At 40.0% G+C, this 20138-nt stretch carries 16 protein-coding genes; 1 reads left to right on the top strand and 15 read right to left on the bottom strand.

All coding sequences use genetic code 11. The features are described 5' to 3' along the window. Window positions 1-122 precede the first annotated feature (122 nt). The 7 genes from priA to CZ487_RS07320 all read right to left on the bottom strand — a co-directional run bounded on the left by priA (window position 123) and on the right by CZ487_RS07320 (window position 8726). On the bottom strand, window positions 123-2534 hold the full coding sequence (priA, locus tag CZ487_RS07350; RefSeq protein WP_077211473.1) for a primosomal protein N': 2412 nt from the start codon (window positions 2532-2534) through the stop codon (window positions 123-125). Beyond that, complete coding sequence (coaBC, locus tag CZ487_RS07345) at window positions 2531-3742, bottom strand: bifunctional phosphopantothenoylcysteine decarboxylase/phosphopantothenate--cysteine ligase CoaBC (RefSeq protein WP_077211472.1); 1212 nt, start codon at window positions 3740-3742, stop codon at window positions 2531-2533. Before coaBC ends, priA begins: the two co-directional genes overlap by 4 nt. A 123-nt stretch (window positions 3743-3865) precedes the next feature. Beyond that, a complete protein-coding gene (gene rpoZ, locus CZ487_RS07340; RefSeq protein ID WP_077211471.1) occupies window positions 3866-4081 on the bottom strand; it encodes a DNA-directed RNA polymerase subunit omega in 216 nt (71 codons plus the stop codon). A gap of 1 nt (window position 4082) precedes the next feature. Next, window positions 4083-4697, bottom strand: coding sequence for a guanylate kinase (gene gmk / locus CZ487_RS07335; RefSeq protein ID WP_077211470.1), 615 nt, complete (start codon window positions 4695-4697; stop codon window positions 4083-4085). A gap of 9 nt (window positions 4698-4706) precedes the next feature. Continuing rightward, window positions 4707-4970 carry an extracellular matrix/biofilm regulator RemA gene (gene remA / locus CZ487_RS07330; RefSeq protein WP_077211469.1) on the bottom strand — a complete coding sequence of 88 codons (264 nt, stop codon included), beginning with the start codon at window positions 4968-4970 and terminating at the stop codon, window positions 4707-4709. Window positions 4971-5029: 59 nt separating this feature from the next. Then, window positions 5030-5905, bottom strand: coding sequence for a YicC/YloC family endoribonuclease (locus tag CZ487_RS07325; RefSeq protein WP_077211468.1), 876 nt, complete (start codon window positions 5903-5905; stop codon window positions 5030-5032). 136 nt (window positions 5906-6041) lie between these two features. After that, complete coding sequence (locus CZ487_RS07320) at window positions 6042-8726, bottom strand: calcium-translocating P-type ATPase, SERCA-type (protein WP_077211467.1); 2685 nt, start codon at window positions 8724-8726, stop codon at window positions 6042-6044. Window positions 8727-8850: 124 nt separating this feature from the next. On the opposite strand from CZ487_RS07320, the gene CZ487_RS07315 reads away from it, so the two are divergent. Then, window positions 8851-10572: an Rqc2 family fibronectin-binding protein gene (locus CZ487_RS07315; protein ID WP_077211466.1), complete on the top strand. Its 1722-nt coding sequence runs from the start codon at window positions 8851-8853 to the stop codon at window positions 10570-10572. A gap of 15 nt (window positions 10573-10587) precedes the next feature. On the opposite strand, the gene pyrE is transcribed toward CZ487_RS07315, so the two are convergent. Genes pyrE through CZ487_RS07275 form a run of 8 tightly spaced genes read right to left on the bottom strand, consistent with a single transcriptional unit; the run spans window position 10588 to window position 20097 of the window. After that, on the bottom strand, window positions 10588-11220 hold the full coding sequence (gene pyrE, locus CZ487_RS07310) for an orotate phosphoribosyltransferase (RefSeq protein ID WP_077211465.1): 633 nt from the start codon (window positions 11218-11220) through the stop codon (window positions 10588-10590). Beyond that, complete coding sequence (gene pyrF, locus CZ487_RS07305) at window positions 11217-11930, bottom strand: orotidine-5'-phosphate decarboxylase (RefSeq protein WP_084783146.1); 714 nt, start codon at window positions 11928-11930, stop codon at window positions 11217-11219. Before pyrF ends, pyrE begins: the two co-directional genes overlap by 4 nt. Further along, window positions 11905-12843 (bottom strand): dihydroorotate dehydrogenase, encoded by a 939-nt coding sequence (locus CZ487_RS07300; protein ID WP_077211464.1) that lies wholly within the window; start codon window positions 12841-12843, stop codon window positions 11905-11907. The genes pyrF and CZ487_RS07300 overlap by 26 nt, the downstream gene beginning before the upstream one ends. Then, entirely contained in the window at window positions 12840-13622 is a 783-nt protein-coding gene (locus tag CZ487_RS07295; RefSeq protein WP_077211463.1) for a dihydroorotate dehydrogenase electron transfer subunit, read from the bottom strand. The genes CZ487_RS07300 and CZ487_RS07295 overlap by 4 nt, the downstream gene beginning before the upstream one ends. After that, the gene (gene carB, locus CZ487_RS07290; protein WP_077211462.1) at window positions 13619-16831 is read right to left on the bottom strand and encodes a carbamoyl-phosphate synthase large subunit; all 3213 of its coding nucleotides are present in this window, start codon (window positions 16829-16831) and stop codon (window positions 13619-13621) included. Before carB ends, CZ487_RS07295 begins: the two co-directional genes overlap by 4 nt. Then, window positions 16810-17916 carry a carbamoyl phosphate synthase small subunit gene (locus CZ487_RS07285; protein WP_077211461.1) on the bottom strand — a complete coding sequence of 369 codons (1107 nt, stop codon included), beginning with the start codon at window positions 17914-17916 and terminating at the stop codon, window positions 16810-16812. The genes carB and CZ487_RS07285 overlap by 22 nt, the downstream gene beginning before the upstream one ends. Then, the gene (locus CZ487_RS07280; protein WP_077211460.1) at window positions 17913-19199 is read right to left on the bottom strand and encodes a dihydroorotase; all 1287 of its coding nucleotides are present in this window, start codon (window positions 19197-19199) and stop codon (window positions 17913-17915) included. Before CZ487_RS07280 ends, CZ487_RS07285 begins: the two co-directional genes overlap by 4 nt. Continuing rightward, a complete protein-coding gene (locus tag CZ487_RS07275; RefSeq protein WP_077211459.1) occupies window positions 19162-20097 on the bottom strand; it encodes an aspartate carbamoyltransferase catalytic subunit in 936 nt (311 codons plus the stop codon). Before CZ487_RS07275 ends, CZ487_RS07280 begins: the two co-directional genes overlap by 38 nt. Between the last annotated feature and the right edge of the window lie 41 nt (window positions 20098-20138).

The raw sequence follows: 20138 nt of genomic DNA, 5'->3' as shown, positions 1-20138 counted from the left end.
GCCAGTCGGTTACCTTCACAACCAATGAGCAAGCCTTTGATGGAAATTTCGCTTTATTCATCTATTTTCAACTAAAATTGAGTTCTTCATTACATTTCGCCCTATTTTAGCAGATTTTCTTCTCACATTAATATATAAGGATTTAAATCAATCGATATTTGCAAGCCGCTTGATGCCATTTCCTGCTGATAATGGTCAAGTAATGACTTTAATATCCTGCTAAGGTCTGGTTCCCGCTTGTATTTTATCAAACATTGATATCGATATCTATTATTGATCCGCGGGATCGGTGAAGCAACAGGGCCTAGTATAATCGCATCCTTCGAAACCCTTGTACCAACATATTTTGCAATATTTTCTGTTACCGATACCACCTTCATGACATTTTCATGAGAGATGGTAATAAGCGTAATATAGTAGAAAGGCGGATAATGATGCAGTTTTCGCATCATCATTTCTCGATCAAAAAAGCGGTCAAAGTTTTGCTCACCAGCTAATTCGATGCTGTAATGTTCAGGAGTATAGGTCTGGATAATAACCTCTCCTTCAAGCTCATGCCTTCCTGCCCGCCCGCTAACCTGCGTTAGAAGCTGAAAAGTTTTCTCTGATGAGCGAAAATCTGGCAGGTGCAGCATTGTATCCGCCGACAAAACCCCCACCAATGTAATATTTGGAAAATCAAGACCTTTTGCAATCATTTGCGTTCCAAGAAGAATATCTGCTTTCCCCGCCTGAAAATCATCCAAAAGCCTCTCGTGAGACCCTTTCCGGCTTGTTGTATCAACATCCATTCTAATAACTCTCGCCTCAGGCAGGATTTTCCCTAGTTCTTCTTCGACCTTTTGCGTACCTGTTCCAAAGTAACGAATATGCTCACTGCTGCATTCTGGGCACTGCTTCGGTACAAAAGATTCATAGCCGCAATAATGACATTTCATTTGTTGATTTGCACGATGGTAGGTTAAGGAAATATCACAATTAGGACAATTAATCACATATCCACAATCCCGGCACATAACAAAGGATGAATGACCGCGTTTATTTAAAAAGAGAACAATCTGCTCTTTTTTCTCTAGTCTTGCTTTTATTCCTTCTAATAATGATCGCGAAAACATCGACCTGTTGCCCTCACGCAGCTCTTCTCTCATATCAATTATTTGAACGGAAGGTAAAGCGTGATTATTCATCCGCTTTGGTAATGTCAACAATTCATATACACCTTTTTTTGCACGAGCAAAGGATTCTAACGAAGGGGTAGCGCTTCCCAATACAACCGGACAGCGGTGAAAGATCGACCGTTGTACCGCTACATCTCTAGCATGGTAGCGAGGGTTATCCTCTTGCTTGTAGCTTGTCTCATGCTCCTCATCAATAATGATGATCCCTAGATTTTCAAAAGGTGCAAAAATCGCTGATCTTGCCCCAACTACAACGCTGACTTCTTTTCTTTGGATTTTTCTCCATTCATCGTATTTCTCCCCTAAAGAAAGACCGCTATGAAGAACAGCCACTTTGTTTCCAAACCTTCCTTTAAAACGTTTGACCATTTGAGGAGTAAGGGAAATTTCAGGAACAAGGACAATCGCCTCTCTGCCTTTTTCAATTACCTGCTGGATCGATTGCAAATAAATCTCTGTCTTTCCACTGCCTGTAACGCCATATAGCAAAAATACTTTCTGAAGCTTTTCCTCAATAGTTGTGAGAATTGGACGTATAGCCTTTTCCTGATCCTCCGACAACGGTAGAGGCTTCGTTGTATCAAACTTTCTGTCTTCGTATGGATCACGGTAAACTTCAAGAGACTTCTCTAACAATATGTTTTTTTTGACCAAGCTTTTTACTGTAGCCGAAGAAATTCCCAATACACTCAACAATTCACGTGACTCTATCTGCTTCGGATGATCTATAAAAAAATTCAAGACTTCCTTTTGCTTTGAAGCATTGGCAGGCATTTCATTCATAAGGTTGATTAATTCTTCCTTAGTAACTTTAGGTAAAAGATATTTGATCGTCTTCTTTTTGATTCTTTCTTTTACTTCGTAAACTACTTCTATCTTCCCTCTGTTAGCTTCTTTTTGCAGAATCGATAATAGTCCTTGATTTGATGCTTCGTCCCAAGAATATGTATCATTGTTCTTAAAGATCGCTTGCAATGGTGCTGCAAGGGATTCCGGAGTTACCGAGGGCATGATTCTTAATTTTTTCTCATATTTTGCTTTTAAAGCAGCGGGCAGCATCACTTGAAAAGCTGAGATTTTATAGGCAAGTGTCTTGTCCGTTAACCAATCTCCAAGCTCTAATAACTCATCCGTCAAGACCGGGTATAGGTCCATCGGTTCAATAATTTCCTTTAATTTCTTAAAATCAGATTGAGGCTTAATAGAAACAACAAAACCTTGTATTTTTCGTGGACCAAATGGAACCACGACCCTCATTCCAGGTTTTATAACATCATTCAAACTTTCAGGTATTTTGTAATCAAAGCTGCGGTCCGTTTGTTTAGCCGGGACATCTACGATGACGCTTGCTATCATTTTTCCTGGCCATCCTTAAAAAATTCAGATGCTTCTATTAGTATTTTTTTTGCAACCTCTTGCTTAGACATTAATGGAAGTTCTAGCGATTTTCCGTTTCTTTTGAATATCGTAACGATATTAGTGTCATGCCCAAAGCCAGCACCTGCCGCTTTCACATTATTTGCTACAATCATATCAGCATTTTTCTTTAACAATTTCCCTTGTGCATACTCTTCCACTTGCGTTGTTTCAGCAGCAAACCCAACAAGAACTTGCTTTGTTTTCTTTTGTCCGAGGTCAAATAATATATCCTTCGTTCTTTCTAGTTCTAACACTTGTTCTCCTGGCTGTTTTTTCATCTTTTCATCATGAGTCAATTTTGGCCGGTAGTCAGCCACCGCCGCTGTCTTAACCACCATATCAACACTTTCGAATTCATTCATCACCGCACCGTACATTTCTTCGGCACTCTCAACTCGAACCACTTTAACCCCTTGAGGGGGTTCAATCGATACAGGCCCTGATACCAAAATCACCTCAGCACCAAGAGCTTTAGCTTGTTCGGCAATCGCATAACCCATTTTACCCGTCGAAAGATTCGTAATATAACGCACGGGGTCAATTTTTTCACGTGTTGGCCCTGCTGTCACCATAATTCGTTTGCCTTTAAGAGTTTCTCCAGGACTTCTAAAAAACTCCCTTAAAATCTCAACGATTTTTTCAGGTTCCTCGAGGCGTCCTTTACCAACATAACCACAAGCTAAATGACCTTCACTTGGTTCAATGAATTGATATCCGAAACGATGCAGTGTGTCGATATTTTTTTTCACAGCAGGATGATCATACATATGAACATTCATAGCTGGCGCGATCCATATCGGTGAAGTAACAGCAAGTAATGTAGTCGTAACCATATTATCGGCAATACCATTTGCCAGCTTTCCTATGGCATTTGCAGTGGCAGGCGCAACTAAGACTAAGTCAGCCCAATCCGCTAGATCGATATGTGCAATCACTTTGGAATTTTTCTCATCAAATGTGTCTATGTAAACGTCATTTCTTGATAGTGCTTGAAAAGTTAATGGAGTGACAAACTTTGCTGCAGAGTCACTCAAGATAACCTTAACATTAACCCCCGCTTGTGATAGTTTACTTGTCAAAGCTGCTGCTTTATAGACCGCGATACCTCCAGTAACGCATAATAGAATATTTTTCCCGTTCAGCATAGTGGACCACCATCCCTTGTCTATCATCTTTATTCCATTATGCAAGAATTGTCGGTTCATTGCATTAATTTTATTCCCACAAACAAAAAACAACCTAGCAATTAGGTTGTCGTTTTGATCTGCCTACTCTTGTACAGCTTCTTCTTTTACAACTCGGTAAGTAAGTGAGTCTGCGTGTATTTCTTCTAGTGCTTTACCAACTTGTTTATGAGAAACATACTTATCAAGGAGAGGTCTTGCACCTTGTTGTAAAATGCGTGCCCTTTTTGCAGCCACTGACACTAATGAATACTTCGAATCAATTTTAGTCATTAATGAATCGATTGATGGATATAGCATACTAATTAACCTCCAGCATTTTTCTATATTTTGGTTCCACTCGCTCTCTGCGCAAATGCTCCGCAATCACGATTGCTTTAATGCGTTCAACCGCATTTTCAACTTGATCATTTTCAACTACATAATCATACAAGTGCATCATTTCAATTTCTTCTTTCGCGACGGTCATTCGATTATTAATAACATCTTCTGTCTCTGTTCCTCTTGTCACAATGCGATTTTTTAATTCTGACAAGCTAGGTGGTACCAAAAAGATAAACAAACCATCCGGGAATTTTTCACGGACCTGCTTTGCCCCTTCAACCTCAATTTCGAGAAAAACGTCTTTACCTTTATCTAAAGTCTGTCGGACATAATCTACTGGTGTACCATAGTAATTCCCGACAAACTCAGCATACTCTAACAATTTTCCCTGGCTGATCAACTCTTCAAATTCTTCTCTTGTCTTAAAAAAATAATCAACTCCATCTACTTCTCCTTCACGAGGAGATCTCGTTGTCATGGAGATGGAATATTCGAAATCTGTATTGCCTTGAGAAAAGATCTCTTTCCGAACAGTTCCTTTCCCCACTCCAGATGGGCCAGAGAGAACTATTAATATACCCTTTTCCTGCATGAATTGATCCTACCCTTCATCCATTATTTCATCACGATCATTTAAACGGGCTGCGACCGTCTCCGGCTGGACAGCAGAAAGAATAACATGATCACTGTCCATGACAATGACTGCGCGTGTCCGCCTTCCATAGGTCGCGTCGATAAGTGAGCCACGATCTCTCGCATCTTGAATAATTCTTTTTATTGGAGCAGATTCAGGACTTACAATGGAGATAATTCGGTTTGCAGAAACAATATTTCCAAAACCAATATTGATTAATTTGATTGACATGTTTCTCCCCCAATTATAGTTATTTATTTTTTCCTTATATACCCGTTTTTAAACGAATACTACTCTATATTTTGCACTTGCTCTTTCATTTTTTCTAGTAAGCTTTTCATTTCGACCACAACATTCGCAATTGCAGAATCATTCGCTTTTGATCCGATCGTGTTTACCTCCCGGTTCATTTCCTGCAGGAGAAAGTCCAGCTTCCTTCCAATTGGATCATGTAATTGCAAGTTTTTTTGAAATTGGTCAATATGGCTTCCTAATCTTGTTAATTCCTCGTTGATATCTGCCTTATCAGCAAAAATAGCTACTTCATTCACTATTCTTGCTTCATCAATGATTCCATTTGTAAACTCTTCCACTCTCTTCTTCAAGCGTTCAGCATAATGCTGAATTACATTTGGAGCATAAACTTTTAAGTCTTCAACCTTACTGCTTAAAAGCTGTAAGTGATGTGAAACATCTTTTGCCAAGTTTTCTCCTTCGTTGATCCTCATTTGCTTCAATTCATTCACAGCTGTTTCAACTGCTTCTATTACTGCATTCTCCAGCTCTTCGTTCCCAGTTTCATCATCTTGTATGGTAATGAATTCGTCACGGTTAACTAAATCTTGAATGGAAAGTTCATTCTCTAGGTTATATTTTTCTTGTATTGTCTGCAGTGCATGATAATACTCTTCTATTAGATTCCAATTCACATTAACACTTGTATTTACATTTACCGTTCCTTCAACGGTTATAAATACCTCAACTCTTCCTCTTGTTACATGACCATTGATTTTCTTTTTAATTTTATCTTCTATTTTTAGTATTTGTCGCGGCATGCGAATATTGTACTCTGAAAACCGATGATTAACCGATTTCATTTCCACTGTAACGGTGAATGACTCGGATTCAAACTTGCCTCTTCCAAACCCTGTCATGCTTACAACCATATGTACACATCCAATCTAGGAAATGGATTTTTCTTATAATCATCTAATATAGGTAATATTTTAAAAATTATTATGTATACAGAACAGAAAAAGGTAATAGAGAATTTCTCTACTACCTTTTGGATTATAACACAATTCACTTCGATTTTCTTGCCAAAAATGAGAAGGCAAGTAAAAAAGTTGGCACTGAAGCTAAACCGAAGATCATTAACCAATCTTTTGCCTCAATTGCTACCGTATGGAAGATGGGCTGCAAAGGAGGATAGTAAATAACAACAAACATTAAGAGTACTGATGAGAGAACGGCCCAAACTAAATACTTATTCCCAAACGGATTTCGAGAAAGTATGGACTTTTCGCTGCGGCAATCAAATACGTGAATTAGCTGTGCTAGCACAAGTGTTGAGAAAGCTACTGTTTGGGCATAAATTAATTCGTCTGGGTTCTCATGATATGAAATCATAAAGGCAATTAACGTCACTATTCCTATCAAAAATCCTCTTGATATGACCTTCCATCCTAATCCTCTAGCAAACACACCTTCTTTTGGACTTCTAGGTTTTCTCTTCATTACATCGCCTTCAGGCTGATCTAAACCTAAAGCCATCGCAGGCAGTCCATCTGTCACCAAGTTCACCCAAAGAATTTGGATAGGTACGAGCGGAAGCGGCAATGCTAACAGCATCGCAAAAAGCATAACGAGGATCTCTCCTACATTGGATGCAAGCAAGTAACGAATAAACTTTCTAATATTTTCATAGATGTTGCGCCCTTCTTTAATGGCTGCTTTTATTGTTGCAAAATTGTCATCTAAAAGAACTAGCGCAGATGCTTCTTTCGCAACATCCGTTCCAGTTATCCCCATTGCAATACCAATATCTGCTGCTTTAATGGCAGGAGCATCATTCACACCATCACCAGTCATCGCAACGATATGACCCTTATTTTGAAGTGCTTTCACAATTTTCAACTTATGTTCGGGTGACACACGTGCAAAAACAGCTACATCATCTACTACTTCCTCCAGCTCATCCACCGTCATATTGGATAATGCATTTCCATCCAAAACCTTACTTTTATTCGTTAAAATCCCTAACTGTGCTGCAATTGCCTTCGCTGTAATCACATGGTCACCAGTAATCATGACAGTTTTAATCCCTGCTTCTTTACATTCTTTTACAGCTTCCTTTACCTCAGGTCTTGGCGGGTCAATCATACCTTGTAAGCCAATAAAGGTTAAATCCTTTTCGGCTTCCTTTTCATCAAGAATTATCGTATTTCCCGAAACCTCTTTGAAGCCGATAGCAATCGTACGTAAAGCTTGTGAAGCAAGATCATTGATTGCTGTTTGAACCTTGTCTTTTACACCATTTGAAAAGTACTGCTTCCTGCCTTCCCAAAGGATGGACTCACTGATACCAAGCAAGACATCTGGTGCCCCTTTTGTAACAATAAATTGCCTTCCATTAGGATCTTTGACGACTACGGACATCATCTTGCGGGCTGAATCAAATGGAAACTCATTAAGGATTTGATACTGCTGCAGCAATTGATTGCGCTGAAAACCAGCTTTCATACCCGCTACCAATAAAGCTCCTTCTGTCGGGTCCCCATCTATAACAAATTCATTTTCTTTTTCTTTTAGCTCAGCGTGATTGCATAGTATTCCAAACATTAGCATCTGCTGCAGAGCCTTTTCTTGATTTAAGTTTATAGGCTGTTCACTGTCCTTTTTATAGAAACTGCCTTTTGGCTCATAGCCTACTCCGTCGACAGTCCAAGTCTTGCCACTGCTCCATAGATGGGTGACAGTCATTTTATTTTGTGTCATCGTTCCTGTCTTATCAGAACAAATAACAGACGCACAGCCTAGAGTCTCCACCGCAGGAAGCTTTCTAACAATTGCATTTTTCCTGATCATTCGTTGAACACCCAAAGACAAGGCAATGGTGACAATCGCTGGCAAGCCCTCAGGAATAGCGGCAACAGCTAATGATACTCCAGCAAAGAACATTGTAAATAAGTCATGTCCTTGCCAAATACCAAGTACAACAACCAGCGCTGTTAGCATTAGGGCAACAATAATTAATATCTTCCCAAGCTGCTCCAATCTTCTTTGTAACGGCGTGGTCATGGTTTCAGCGCTTTGGAGTAAATCAGCAATCTGTCCCATCGCTGTTTTCATACCTGTAGCGACAACGACCCCCATGCCGCTGCCTCTTGTAACCATTGTTCCCATAAAAGCCATGTTTTCAAGATCGCCAATTCCCAATTCGCCCTTGGCCAGCGCTCCTGTTGTTTTCGCTACCGGCAGCGATTCACCGGTCAATGCTGATTCTTCAATTTCAAGACTATTTGCTTCTATTAATCTTACATCTGCCCCAATGCGGTCACCGCTTGTGAACTTTAGAACATCTCCTACGACGATATCTCTTGTAGGAATTTTAATCCACTCACCATTTCTTTTTACATTTACTTGAGGTGCTGAAAGCTCTTTTAAGGCTTGTAGTGATTTTTCTGCTCTTCTTTCTTGAAAAAAGCCAAGAAAAGCATTGATGATTACAATGGCCATGATCGCAATTGCATCTATATATTCGCCTAATATTCCTGAAATTAATATTGCACCTAATAATACAAGAACCATAAAATCTTTAAATTGACTGAAAAACAAGAGCAAAGCAGATTGCTTTTCCCCTTCTTGTAACTCATTATAGCCGTATTGTTTAATACGTTTTTCTACGTCTGTTTCGGCCAAGCCTTGATCAAAGTCGGTATTTAAGGCTTCTTCTGCTTCTCGTTCATTCATTTCATGGAACTTCATCCGGCCATCTCACACCCTCCTCAATAATAGTACAAACTCACTCTAAGGAAAGCATATTCAGCCTTGTCCTAAAAAATGCTACAATTAAAAGAGATACTATTTAAATAAGTAAAGGATGTTCAATATGTCATTTGACGGATTATTTACAAGAGCCATAACCGAGGAGTTCTCCTCCGCTTTAAAAGGCGGGAGAATTAATAAAATACATCAACCATTTAAAAATGAAATCGTCCTGATTATTCGGGCTAACGGAAAAAACCATAGGCTGCTGCTTTCCGTTCATCCCAGCTATGCAAGAGCACAGCTCACAAACGAACAATTTGAAAATCCAAGCGAACCCCCTATGTTTTGCATGCTTTTACGAAAGCACTTAGAAGGGTTTATTTTGGAAGATGTCCGCCAAATCGGCCTTGATCGTATCATTGTCTTTGATGTAAAAGGCAGGAATGAAATTGGGGATATTTCCTATAAACAATTAATTGTTGAGATTATGGGAAGACACAGCAATATTATTCTGATTGATAAATCCAAGAATGTGATACTAGACAGTATTAAACATATTTCTTTTGCAGTTAATACTCATCGTTCTATTATGCCTGGGCATGAATACGTACTCCCGCCAGCACAAAATAAATTTAATCCCTTTGAGGCAAGTGAAGAAGATGTCTTAAAAAGATTAGATTTCAATGCTGGAAAACTAGATAAACAAATCGTTGAACAGTTTGCAGGCATCTCGCCCATTTTTGCGAAGGAAGTCATGTTTCAAGCAGGGCTCGCTAACAGGACAACATTACCTAAGGCCTTTTTAGCAAAAGTTCAGCAGCTAAAAAATCATGAGTACCTACCTGCGATTACATACAATGAGAAAAAAGAATCTTTTTATCTTTTTCCACTGGAACATCTAAAGGGAAAATCTACGGGCTTTGCTTCTCTTAGTGAGCTTCTCGACCGCTATTATTTTGGCAAAGCAGGACGTGATCGAGTTAAGCAGCAAGCAAATGACATCGAACGGTTTATCCTAAATGAAAAGGAAAAAAACGAAAAGAAAATTAAAAAGCTTCAAACTACATTGGAAGAAGCGAAGCATGCGGATGAATTCCAGCTTTATGGGGAATTGTTAACAGCTAATTTATATGCTGTACACAAAGGGATGAAAGAGATCAGCGTCATCAATTACTACGACGAAAATGGCGGTGAAATCGTGATACCTTTGGATCCCCAAAAGACACCATCTGAAAATGCACAAAAGTACTTTACAAAATATCAAAAGGCGAAAACAGCTTCGGTAATGGCCGGTCAGCAAGTGGAAAAAGCGAAAGAAGAAGTTCATTATTTTGAGAGTCTTTTGCAGCAAGTAGAAGCCGCTTCTCCTAAAGATATTGAAGAAATTAGAGAAGAGTTAATTGAAGGCGGTTATTTGCGGGCCCGGCAAAAACGGCAAAATAAAAAAGCACAAAACTTAAAACCAACATTAGAAAAATATCTTTCATCGGACGGAACAGAAATACTCGTTGGGAAAAACAATAAACAAAATGATTATTTAACGAATAAAGTTGCTGCAAAAGACGATATATGGCTGCATACGAAGGATATACCTGGTTCACATGTGGTGATTCGAAGTAAAGAGCCTGCAGAGGAAACGATCCTTGAAGCAGCCACGCTCGCAGCCTATTTTAGTAAAGCAAAAGACTCAAGCTCGGTACCGGTAGACTTTACGAAAATTCGCCATGTAAAAAAACCAAGCGGTGCGAAGCCGGGATTTGTTATCTACGATAATCAACAAACGGTTTATGTAACACCAAACGCAGAAACCGTCTTAAAATTAAAAAATGAAAAGCACCAATGAGGTGCTTTTCATTTTTTAATGATAGATTTTTCCCCACTCTGCAGGGTCCTTCTTCCATTGCGTTAGTTTCGTCATATCTTCTTCTTTTATATATCCTTTTTCTTCCGCTACTTGTACTAGTGTTGAGAAATCAGTTAAAGAATAAGCAGTAATATCTGAATCCTTAAGCAGCTCTTTCCCCTTTTCAAGCTCGTATGTGAAGATTGAGACAACACCCAGCACTTCACAACCAGCTTCTCGTAACGCATTAACAGCTGTAATCACACTGCCGCCTGTTGAAATTAAATCCTCTACCACAACAACTTTTTGGCCTTGCGCTGCTTTGCCTTCGATTTGATTTCCTTTTCCATGTCCCTTTGGCTTTGAACGAACATAACACATTGGCAAATCTAATAACTCACTAACCCATGCGGCATGTGGAATACCAGCAGTTGCAGTCCCAGCTATTAGCTCGACTCCAGAGAAATGCTCCCTAATTAATTCTTGCAGGCCGCCAGCGATTTCTTTACGAATTTGCGGAAAGCTCAGCGTTAATCGATTATCACAATAAATGGGAGATTTTAGCCCGGACGCCCATGTGAATGGGTTATTCGGCTGTAGGGCAACTGCTTCAATTTCTAGTAACCTTGCTGCGATTAATTTCTTCATGATAGAACTCCTTCCCATGCCTGCTTATATAGTAGATAACTTTCTAATGGATTCTCTGCTTTTGTAATCCCCCTGCCAACAACAATGGCAGATGCTCCAGATTCTCTTGCAAACTGAGGGGATGCGACTCTTTTTTGATCTCCCACGCTATCAGAGCTTAGACGGATTCCCGGTGTAACGGTTAAAAAGTCGTTTCCAAGCTTATTTCTGATTAAACTTGTCTCATGTGACGAACAAACTACCCCATCTAGACCTGCTGACCCAGCTAAAGATGCGTAATGAAGAACAGATTCCTGAAGTGTTCGATCAATTAGCTGTTCACTCTGCATTTGCTCTTCAGAAGTACTGGTTAATTGAGTCACTGCAATGATATCAGGTCTTTTCTTCCCTGCTTCAGTTCCTGCCTCTAAACCCTCAAGGGCTGCCATCATCATTTCTTTCCCTCCGGCAGCATGAACGTTTACAAGATCACATCCAAGATGAGCTAGACTTTTCATCCCGCCATACACTGTGTTCGGAATATCATGCAGCTTTAAATCTAAGAAAATACTGTGGTCTTTTTCTTTGAGTTCATGGATAATAGCAGGACCTTCCTGGTAAAACAGTTCCATTCCAACTTTTAAAAATAATTTTTCCTTTTCAAAATGATTCAGAAACTGAAAAACTTCATTTTTATTTCCGAAGTCAAGCGCGATGATTAGATTTTTCAAAAGTTTTCCAGCTCCTTCCCGTAATTTCCGAAATATGATCAACGCCTAGTCTATCTACCAGTTCTGGCAATTCATTAATGATCGATGGACAAACAAATGGGTCCACAAAATTAGCTGTACCTACAGCTACCGCACTGGCACCTGCAAAGAAATATTCAATGACATCTTCTGCAGTCTGTACCCCTCCCATCCCGATGATAGGAAGTGATACTTGCTGAGATACTTCATAAATCATCCGAATCGCAACAGGCTTTATCGCTGGTCCTGAAAGTCCGCCTGACTTATTTGCCAGGATTGGCTGACCTGTTTTTAAGTCAAGTCTCATTCCCAGCAACGTGTTAATCATCGTTAACCCATCCGCTCCGCCGTCTTCAACAGCTTTTGCCATGTCAACAATATTGGTAACATTTGGTGAAAGCTTCACGTAAACAGGAACCTCAGACACCTCTTTTACCTTTTTCGTTAAGTTCTTGGCTACTTCAGGAATGGTTCCAAACGCAATTCCACCTGTTTTGACATTCGGGCAGGATATATTCAATTCAAGAGCATGTACATTAGGAGCTTTTGAAATTTCTCTTGCCACTTGTACATAATCCTCTTCCGTCGAACCAGCAACATTCGCAATGATTGGTACATCAAATTGCGCAAGCCATGGCAGTTCTACATGGTACACCTTTTCCAGCCCCGGATTCTGCAGTCCAATCGCATTCAGCATCCCGGCAGACGTTTCAGCCACGCGAGGAGTAGGATTTCCAAATCGCGGTTCTACCGTAGTTGCTTTAATCATAATCGCCCCAAGCATACTTAAATCATATAAGTCACTGAATTCTCTTCCAAAGCCAAAGCAGCCAGAGGCTGGCATGATTGGATTTTTTAAGCTTAATCCTGGCAGTTCAACTTGTAATCCTTTCATAGTAGAACCTCCCCTGCTTTAAATACAGGTCCATCACTGCAAACCTTTTTATAAGAAAAACCTGTTGGGTCATCAGCAGTGTGACATACGCAGGCAAAACACGCACCGATCCCGCATCCCATCCGTTCTTCAAGTGATAAATAAACTTTATGATTACTAGAATAATTGTTTTCGAGAGCCCTTAACATTGGTGTTGGTCCGCAAGAATAGATAATATCAAAGTTTAGTTCTTCATTATTGATCACATCTGTAACGAACCCTTTCGTACCAGCTGTACCGTCTACCGTCGCAATATACGTTTTACCAAGCTTTGAAAAAGCTTCCTCATAAAACACAACATCTTTTGTTTGAAAGCCTAGAACATGGATAACCCTTACACCCTTTTGGACGAGCTCTTTCGATAATTGATATAGAGGAGGAACTCCGATACCGCCACCAACAAGCAAAGCTGTTTCACCTTTGTTTACTTCTTCAACCGGAAAACCATGACCTAATGGGCCAAGTACATCTACTTTCTCTCCTGGTTGTTTTTCAGAAAGGATTGTGGTGCCTCGTCCATCTTTTCGGTAGATTACCGTGAATTCACTTGCTTTCTTATCAATATTAGCAATAGAAATCGGTCTTCTTAAAAGCGGGTCTAAGCCGTTTGAGACTTTCATATGGACGAATTGACCAGGTTCATTCATGCTGTTAGGAAGCTCACCTTTTAAGGTGAGCTCAAAAATGTCATGGGCAATTTCTTTTTGAGAAGTAATTTGGCAAAGTTCCTTTACAATCACGAAAGTACAGCCTCCTGTTTCACGACTTGTTTATCCATTGCTTCTGCAGAGAATGTCATAGATTCGATGACACGTAACATCGCTTCAGCTGTATCTAAAGAAGTTAAGCAAGGCACTCCATTTTCAACAGATTCCCGTCTAATTCTAAATCCATCTCGTTCCGGCTGTTTTCCCTTTGTTAATGTGTTGATAACGAACTGCGCTTCGCCGTTTCGGATCACATCTAATAAATCTGGGCCTTCTGTGCCAATCTTGCCAACTACTTGAACAGGAATTCCTTCAGCTTGCAGGTAGCTTGCTGTTCCGCTTGTAGCCATTAATCGATATCCAATAGCGGCAAAACGTTTAGCAATAAGCAATGACTCTTGCTTGTCTTTGTCGGCAATCGTCATCAAAACAGTTCCAAACTTTTGGATGGTCATTCCTGACGCCACTAGTCCCTTATACAATGCTTTCTCCAATGTGAAATCTTTCCCCATTACTTCTCCTGTTGATTTCATCTCAGGTCCTAATGTGATATCCACTCTGCGGAGTTTTGCAAAGGAGAATACAGGAACCTTAACATAAACTCCTGTTTTCTCTGGCACCAAGCCAGTTTCATACCCTTGTTCTTTTAACGATTGCCCTAAAATAACCTTTGTTGCGATGTTCGCCATCGGTACATTGGTAATTTTGCTTAAGAATGGAACAGTACGGCTCGAACGAGGATTAACTTCAATAACAAATACTTCACCTTTGGATACTACATATTGAATATTGAGCAATCCAATAATCCCAAGACCCTTTCCAAGTCTTACCGTGTAATCAATCAGCTTTTCTTTTACATCAGCACTGATGCTTTGCGGCGGGTAAACGGCAATCGAATCTCCAGAATGGACACCCGCTCTTTCAATATGTTCCATTATTCCAGGAATAAGTACATTCTCACCATCACAGATTGCGTCAACTTCAATTTCTTTTCCGGTTAAATAACGATCAATTAAAACCGGGTGTTCTGGATTAATCTTCACGGCATTCTTCATATAATGAAGCAGTTCTTCTTCATGATAAACAATTTCCATCGCTCTCCCACCTAATACATAGGAAGGTCTTACAAGCACTGGATAGCCAATATTTGCAGCAATTTCTACCGCTTCAGGTACAGACAAAGCTGTCTTCCCTTTTGGCTGCGGTATTCCTAATCTTGAAAGAGCATGCTCAAATTTATCGCGGTCTTCTGCACCATCGATATTTTCCAGAGAAGTACCCAGTATTTTTACCCCTCTTTGGACAAGTGCTGAAGCTAAGTTGATCGCTGTTTGTCCGCCAAACTGAACAACAACACCTTCAGGCTTCTCTAGGTCGATAATATGCATGACATCCTCAATCGTTAAAGGTTCAAAATAGAGTTTGTCAGAAATACTGAAGTCTGTTGATACAGTCTCCGGGTTGTTATTAACAATAATCGCCTCATATCCTGCCTCTTTAATGGCCCAAACCGCATGTACAGTTGAATAATCGAACTCAACTCCCTGCCCAATCCGAATTGGTCCCGAACCCAACACCATCACACTTTTACGATCTGTCACAAGGGATTCGTTCTCCATTTCATATGTTCCATAATAATAAGGAGTTTCAGATTCAAACTCTGCAGCACAAGTATCAACCATTTTATAGACTGGGACCATACCATTTTCTTTTCTCCAGTTATATATTTCCAACTCAGAAGTATTCCATAGATCAGCAATAGTCTTATCGGCAAATCCCATTTCTTTTGCTTTACGCGCAATTTCTTGATCGAATGGTGACTTTTCAACCTCTTTTTCAAATTTGACTATTTTTTGAAGCTTATTTAAGAAAAATAGATCGATTTCACTCCAGTCATGGATCGTATCGATGCTTACACCGCGTCTTAATGCCTCACCGATATAGAATAGACGTTCATCTCCAGCTTTACGGATACGCTTCTCAATTAGTTCATCTGTGATATCCTCTGCATCATTTAAAGACAGATGGAATACATTCGCCTCCAAAGAACGAACTGCTTTTAAGAGTGACTCCTCAAAGGTACGGCCAATCGCCATTACCTCACCTGTTGCTTTCATTTGTGTTCCGAGCGTTCTGTTCGCTGATTCAAATTTATCAAATGGCCAGCGAGGGATTTTTGACACAATATAATCTAGTGCTGGTTCAAAAGATGCATAAGTTTTTCCAGTAACAGGATTCATCATCTCATCAAGTGTTAAACCGACAGCAATTTTTGCAGCTAGCTTTGCAATTGGGTAGCCAGTTGCTTTTGAAGCAAGAGCCGAAGAACGACTTACCCTTGGATTCACTTCAATAATGTAGTAGTTAAAACTATATGGATCAAGTGCAAGCTGTACGTTACAGCCGCCCTCGATTTCAAGAGCACGGATGATTTTCAATGATGCATTTCGCAAAAGCTGGTATTCACGATCACTTAGGGTTTGACTTGGTGCTACAACGATCGAATCACCGGTATGCACGCCTACTGGATCAAAGTTCTCCATATTACACACTACAATCGCATTATCTTTGCTGTCTCTCATCACTTCATATTCAATTTCTTTAAAACCAGCTATGCTCTTTTCAAGCAAACATTGTGTTACCGGGCTATATTTTAAACCGCTTTGTACGATTTCTCTTAGTTCGTCTTCATCATGGCATATTCCGCCGCCCGTTCCGCCTAGTGTAAATGCAGGGCGGACGATTACTGGATAACCAACTATTTTAACGAATGCTAATGCTTCATCAAGGCTGTGAATAATTTCACTTTCTGGCACAGGTTCTCCAAGTTCATTCATTAGGTTACGAAACAGGTCGCGATCTTCTGCTTTCTCGATCGCTGAAAGCTTAGTTCCGAGTATTTCTACTCCACATTCTTCCAGCACTCCTGATTTCGCTAACTCTACTGCCAAGTTCAATCCTGTTTGTCCGCCAAGTGTCGGAACAAGCGCATCCGGGCGTTCTTTGCGAATAATTCTGCTCACAAATTCTAGTGTAAGTGGTTCGATATAGACTGTATCTGCAATCTCTGTATCTGTCATAATCGTTGCAGGGTTTGAGTTTACTAGAATTACTTTATAGCCTTCTTCTTTTAGAGCTATACAAGCCTGTGTTCCTGCATAATCAAATTCTGCTGCTTGGCCGATCACAATCGGACCAGAACCAATTACTAGTATCGTGTTTATATCTGTACGCTTTGGCATTTTTCTGCACACCCGCTTTCTTCAGTTTCAATCATCTGTAAAAATTGATCAAATAAGTAGTTTGCATCCTCTGGTCCAGGAGATGCTTCTGGATGGTATTGGACTGTGAAAGCAGGAAAATCTTTATGTTTAAGGCCTTCAATACTTCCATCATTTACAGCAATATGTGTGACGTCAAGACGAGTATTTTCAATTGAGTCTTCTTTCACTGTGTATCCATGGTTTTGAGAGGTTAAGGCCACTTTTCCTGTTGCTAAATCTTTCACTGGATGATTAGATCCTCGGTGGCCAAACTTCATTTTTTCTGTGTTAGCACCGCAAGCTAAAGCAAATAATTGATGTCCTAAGCAAATTCCAAACAATGGAACCTTTCCTAATATTCCTTTAATCATTGCAATGGCCTCTTCAACATCTTTTGGATCCCCAGGGCCATTTGAAAGCATTACTCCATCAGGACTAAGTGCTAAAATCTCTTCCGCTGTTGTGTTATAAGGAACAACAATAACATCACAATTTCGATTGTTGAGTTCTCTTAGAATTCCATGTTTCATACCGAAATCAACTAACACCACTCTTTTCCCACGGCCTGGGCTTGGATATGGAGTTTTCGTAGAAACTTGTTTCACCTGATCATGCCTTAGTTGAGTGGCTCTCAATCTTTCTAAAACATCCTCCACTTTTTCTTCAATGTTACAAATCATGCCTTTTAATGTGCCGTATTTTCTAATAATCCTTGTCAGCATTCTCGTATCAATCCCTGCAATTCCAGGAATATTTTTATTTTGAAAATACTCATGTAAAGATAGTTCGTTTCTCCAATTTGATGGGAAATCTGAAGCTTCTTTTACAATAAAACCATTGATAGCAGGAGTAATCGATTCAAAGTCATCACGATTAATTCCATAGTTTCCAACTAGGGGATACGTTAATGTTACGATCTGTCCGCAGTAAGATGGGTCAGATAAAATTTCTTGGTATCCTGTCATTCCTGTATTAAAGACTACTTCCCCAATTGACGAAGTATCACTTCCAAATCCTTCTCCGATAAAAACGCTGCCGTCCTCAAGTATTAATTGCTTTTTCATGCCTTTACACTCTCCCTACTCCAAGCAATTTTCCCATCTACCATCGTTAAAACAGGCCATCCTTTACATTCCCAGCCAGCAAACGGTGTGTTCTTTCCTTTTGATAAAAAGTTCTCTGGATTAATTGTTTCTTTATGGTCCAAATCTAGAATGACTAAATCTGCTGGTGCACCAACTTCGATTTTTCCAAATGGCAAGCCAAATGCATCTGCAGGTTTAATCGTTAAAAAGTCAATTAACTGTTTTAAAGTCATAATCCCTTTTTCTACAAAATGGGTATATAAAAGTGGGAATGCTGTTTCTAAGCCAACAATTCCAAATGGCGCGAGCTGCATCCCTTCAGCCTTTTCCTCAGCAGTATGTGGAGCATGGTCCGTTGCAATAAAGTCGATTGTTCCGTCTAATAGCCCCTCAATTAATGCATGCAGATCCTCTTTCCCTCTTAGAGGAGGATTCATTTTGTAGTTAGGATCAAGTCCCGGAATGTCATCTTCACAAAGCAGCAAATGATGTGGTGTTACCTCTGCTGTTACTTTAATTCCTGCACGTTTTGCATCCCTTACCACTCGTACTGATTCCTTCGTGCTGATATGACAAACGTGGTAGTGACAATCTGCTGCTTCTGCTAATAAAACGTCTCTGGCAATATGTACGGATTCACATACAGAAGGAATTCCGTTTATGCCATGCTTTTTTGAAAATTCCCCTTCATGGACTGCTCCTTTGTTGATCAGCGTATTTTCTTCACAGTGAGCAACAATTGGCATATTAATACTAGAAGCTCGTTTCATGGCCTCTAACATCATCTGAGCATTCTGGACTCCTACTCCATCATCTGTGAACGCAAACGCTCCAGCTTCCTTTAATTCTTCAAAGTTTGTTAGTTCCTGGCCAAGCTCACGAATCGTAATGGATGCATATGGCAGAACACGAACTGCTGCAGTTTCTTCAATACGTTTGTTTAACCATTCTAATTGTTCCTTTGAATCTGGAACGGGTCTCGTATTTGGCATAGGAGCAACAGTCGTAAAGCCGCCTTTCGCTGCTGCAAGAGTGCCTGTTGCAATCGTTTCTTTTTTCTCTCCCCCTGGTTCACGAAGATGAACATGCAGATCAATTAATCCTGGTGCAATCAGTTTTCCTTCTGCATCTATCGTTTCGTCAGCTTCTCTTAAAATCTTTTCGTCAATTTCTTGAACTTTTCCGTCCTCTATATATAGCTCAACCTTTTTGAATTCTCCTTCATTAGTAAGCAACTGGCCATTTTTGATGATGATTCCCATGATTGTATCCCCCTTGTAATTGTAATGATCTTTTTAAGACAGCCATTCTTACAAACACACCATTTTGCATTTGTTTGAAAATTCTTGATCTCTTACATTCTACTAAACTATCAGCAATTTCGACATCCCGATTAACAGGTGCCGGGTGCATAATGATGCTTTCCTGCTTCATTTTTCTTTCTCTTTCAATGGTCAACCCGTAAGCTCGGTGATATTCTTCAGCAATACCCGATCCTCCATCTTCATGGCGTTCATGCTGGATCCGAAGCAGCATGACAACATCTGATGTTGACATTGCTTCGTCCACCTCTTCATAACGTCCATGCTTCAATAAGCTTTTATCGAACCATTCTTCCGGGCCTGAAAATACCACATCAGCACCCAAACGTTGCAGCGCATCTGCATTTGATCTTGCCACCCTGCTGTGACGCAGGTCTCCGATAATCGCTACCTTTAAGCCGTAAAAATGGCCGAATTCTTGTTTGATCGTTAACAAATCGAGCATGGATTGTGTTGGATGATGCCCGCAGCCATCACCCGCATTTATGATGGAAATGCCTGTTTTTCCGATCAGTTCCTCAAAGTACCGGTCGACCTTATGCCGAATCACAACAGCACTTAATCCGATAGACTCTAACGTACGAACGGTGTCGTATAGTGTTTCTCCTTTTTGAACACTTGAAGTAGATGCTTCAAATGGAATAACTTCTAATCCCAGTCTTCTTTCAGCTACTTCAAAACTAGATTTTGTTCTTGTACTGGGCTCTAAAAAGAGGTTCGCAACAAAGGTTTGTTGTTCTGGTCTCCAAATTTCACCTTCAGCAAATTTTTGTGCTTCATATAAAATTTCATTCATTTCATCGATTGACAAGTCTGTAGTCATTAAAAAGTGTTTCATCATGTAGCCTCCCTTTGGAGTTTAGTTTGTAAAAAAACACC

Source organism: Robertmurraya dakarensis, assembly GCF_900156875.1.
Taxonomy (GTDB): domain Bacteria; phylum Bacillota; class Bacilli; order Bacillales; family Cytobacillaceae; genus Robertmurraya; species Robertmurraya dakarensis.
This window is presented reverse-complemented; position numbering and strand designations above follow the sequence as displayed.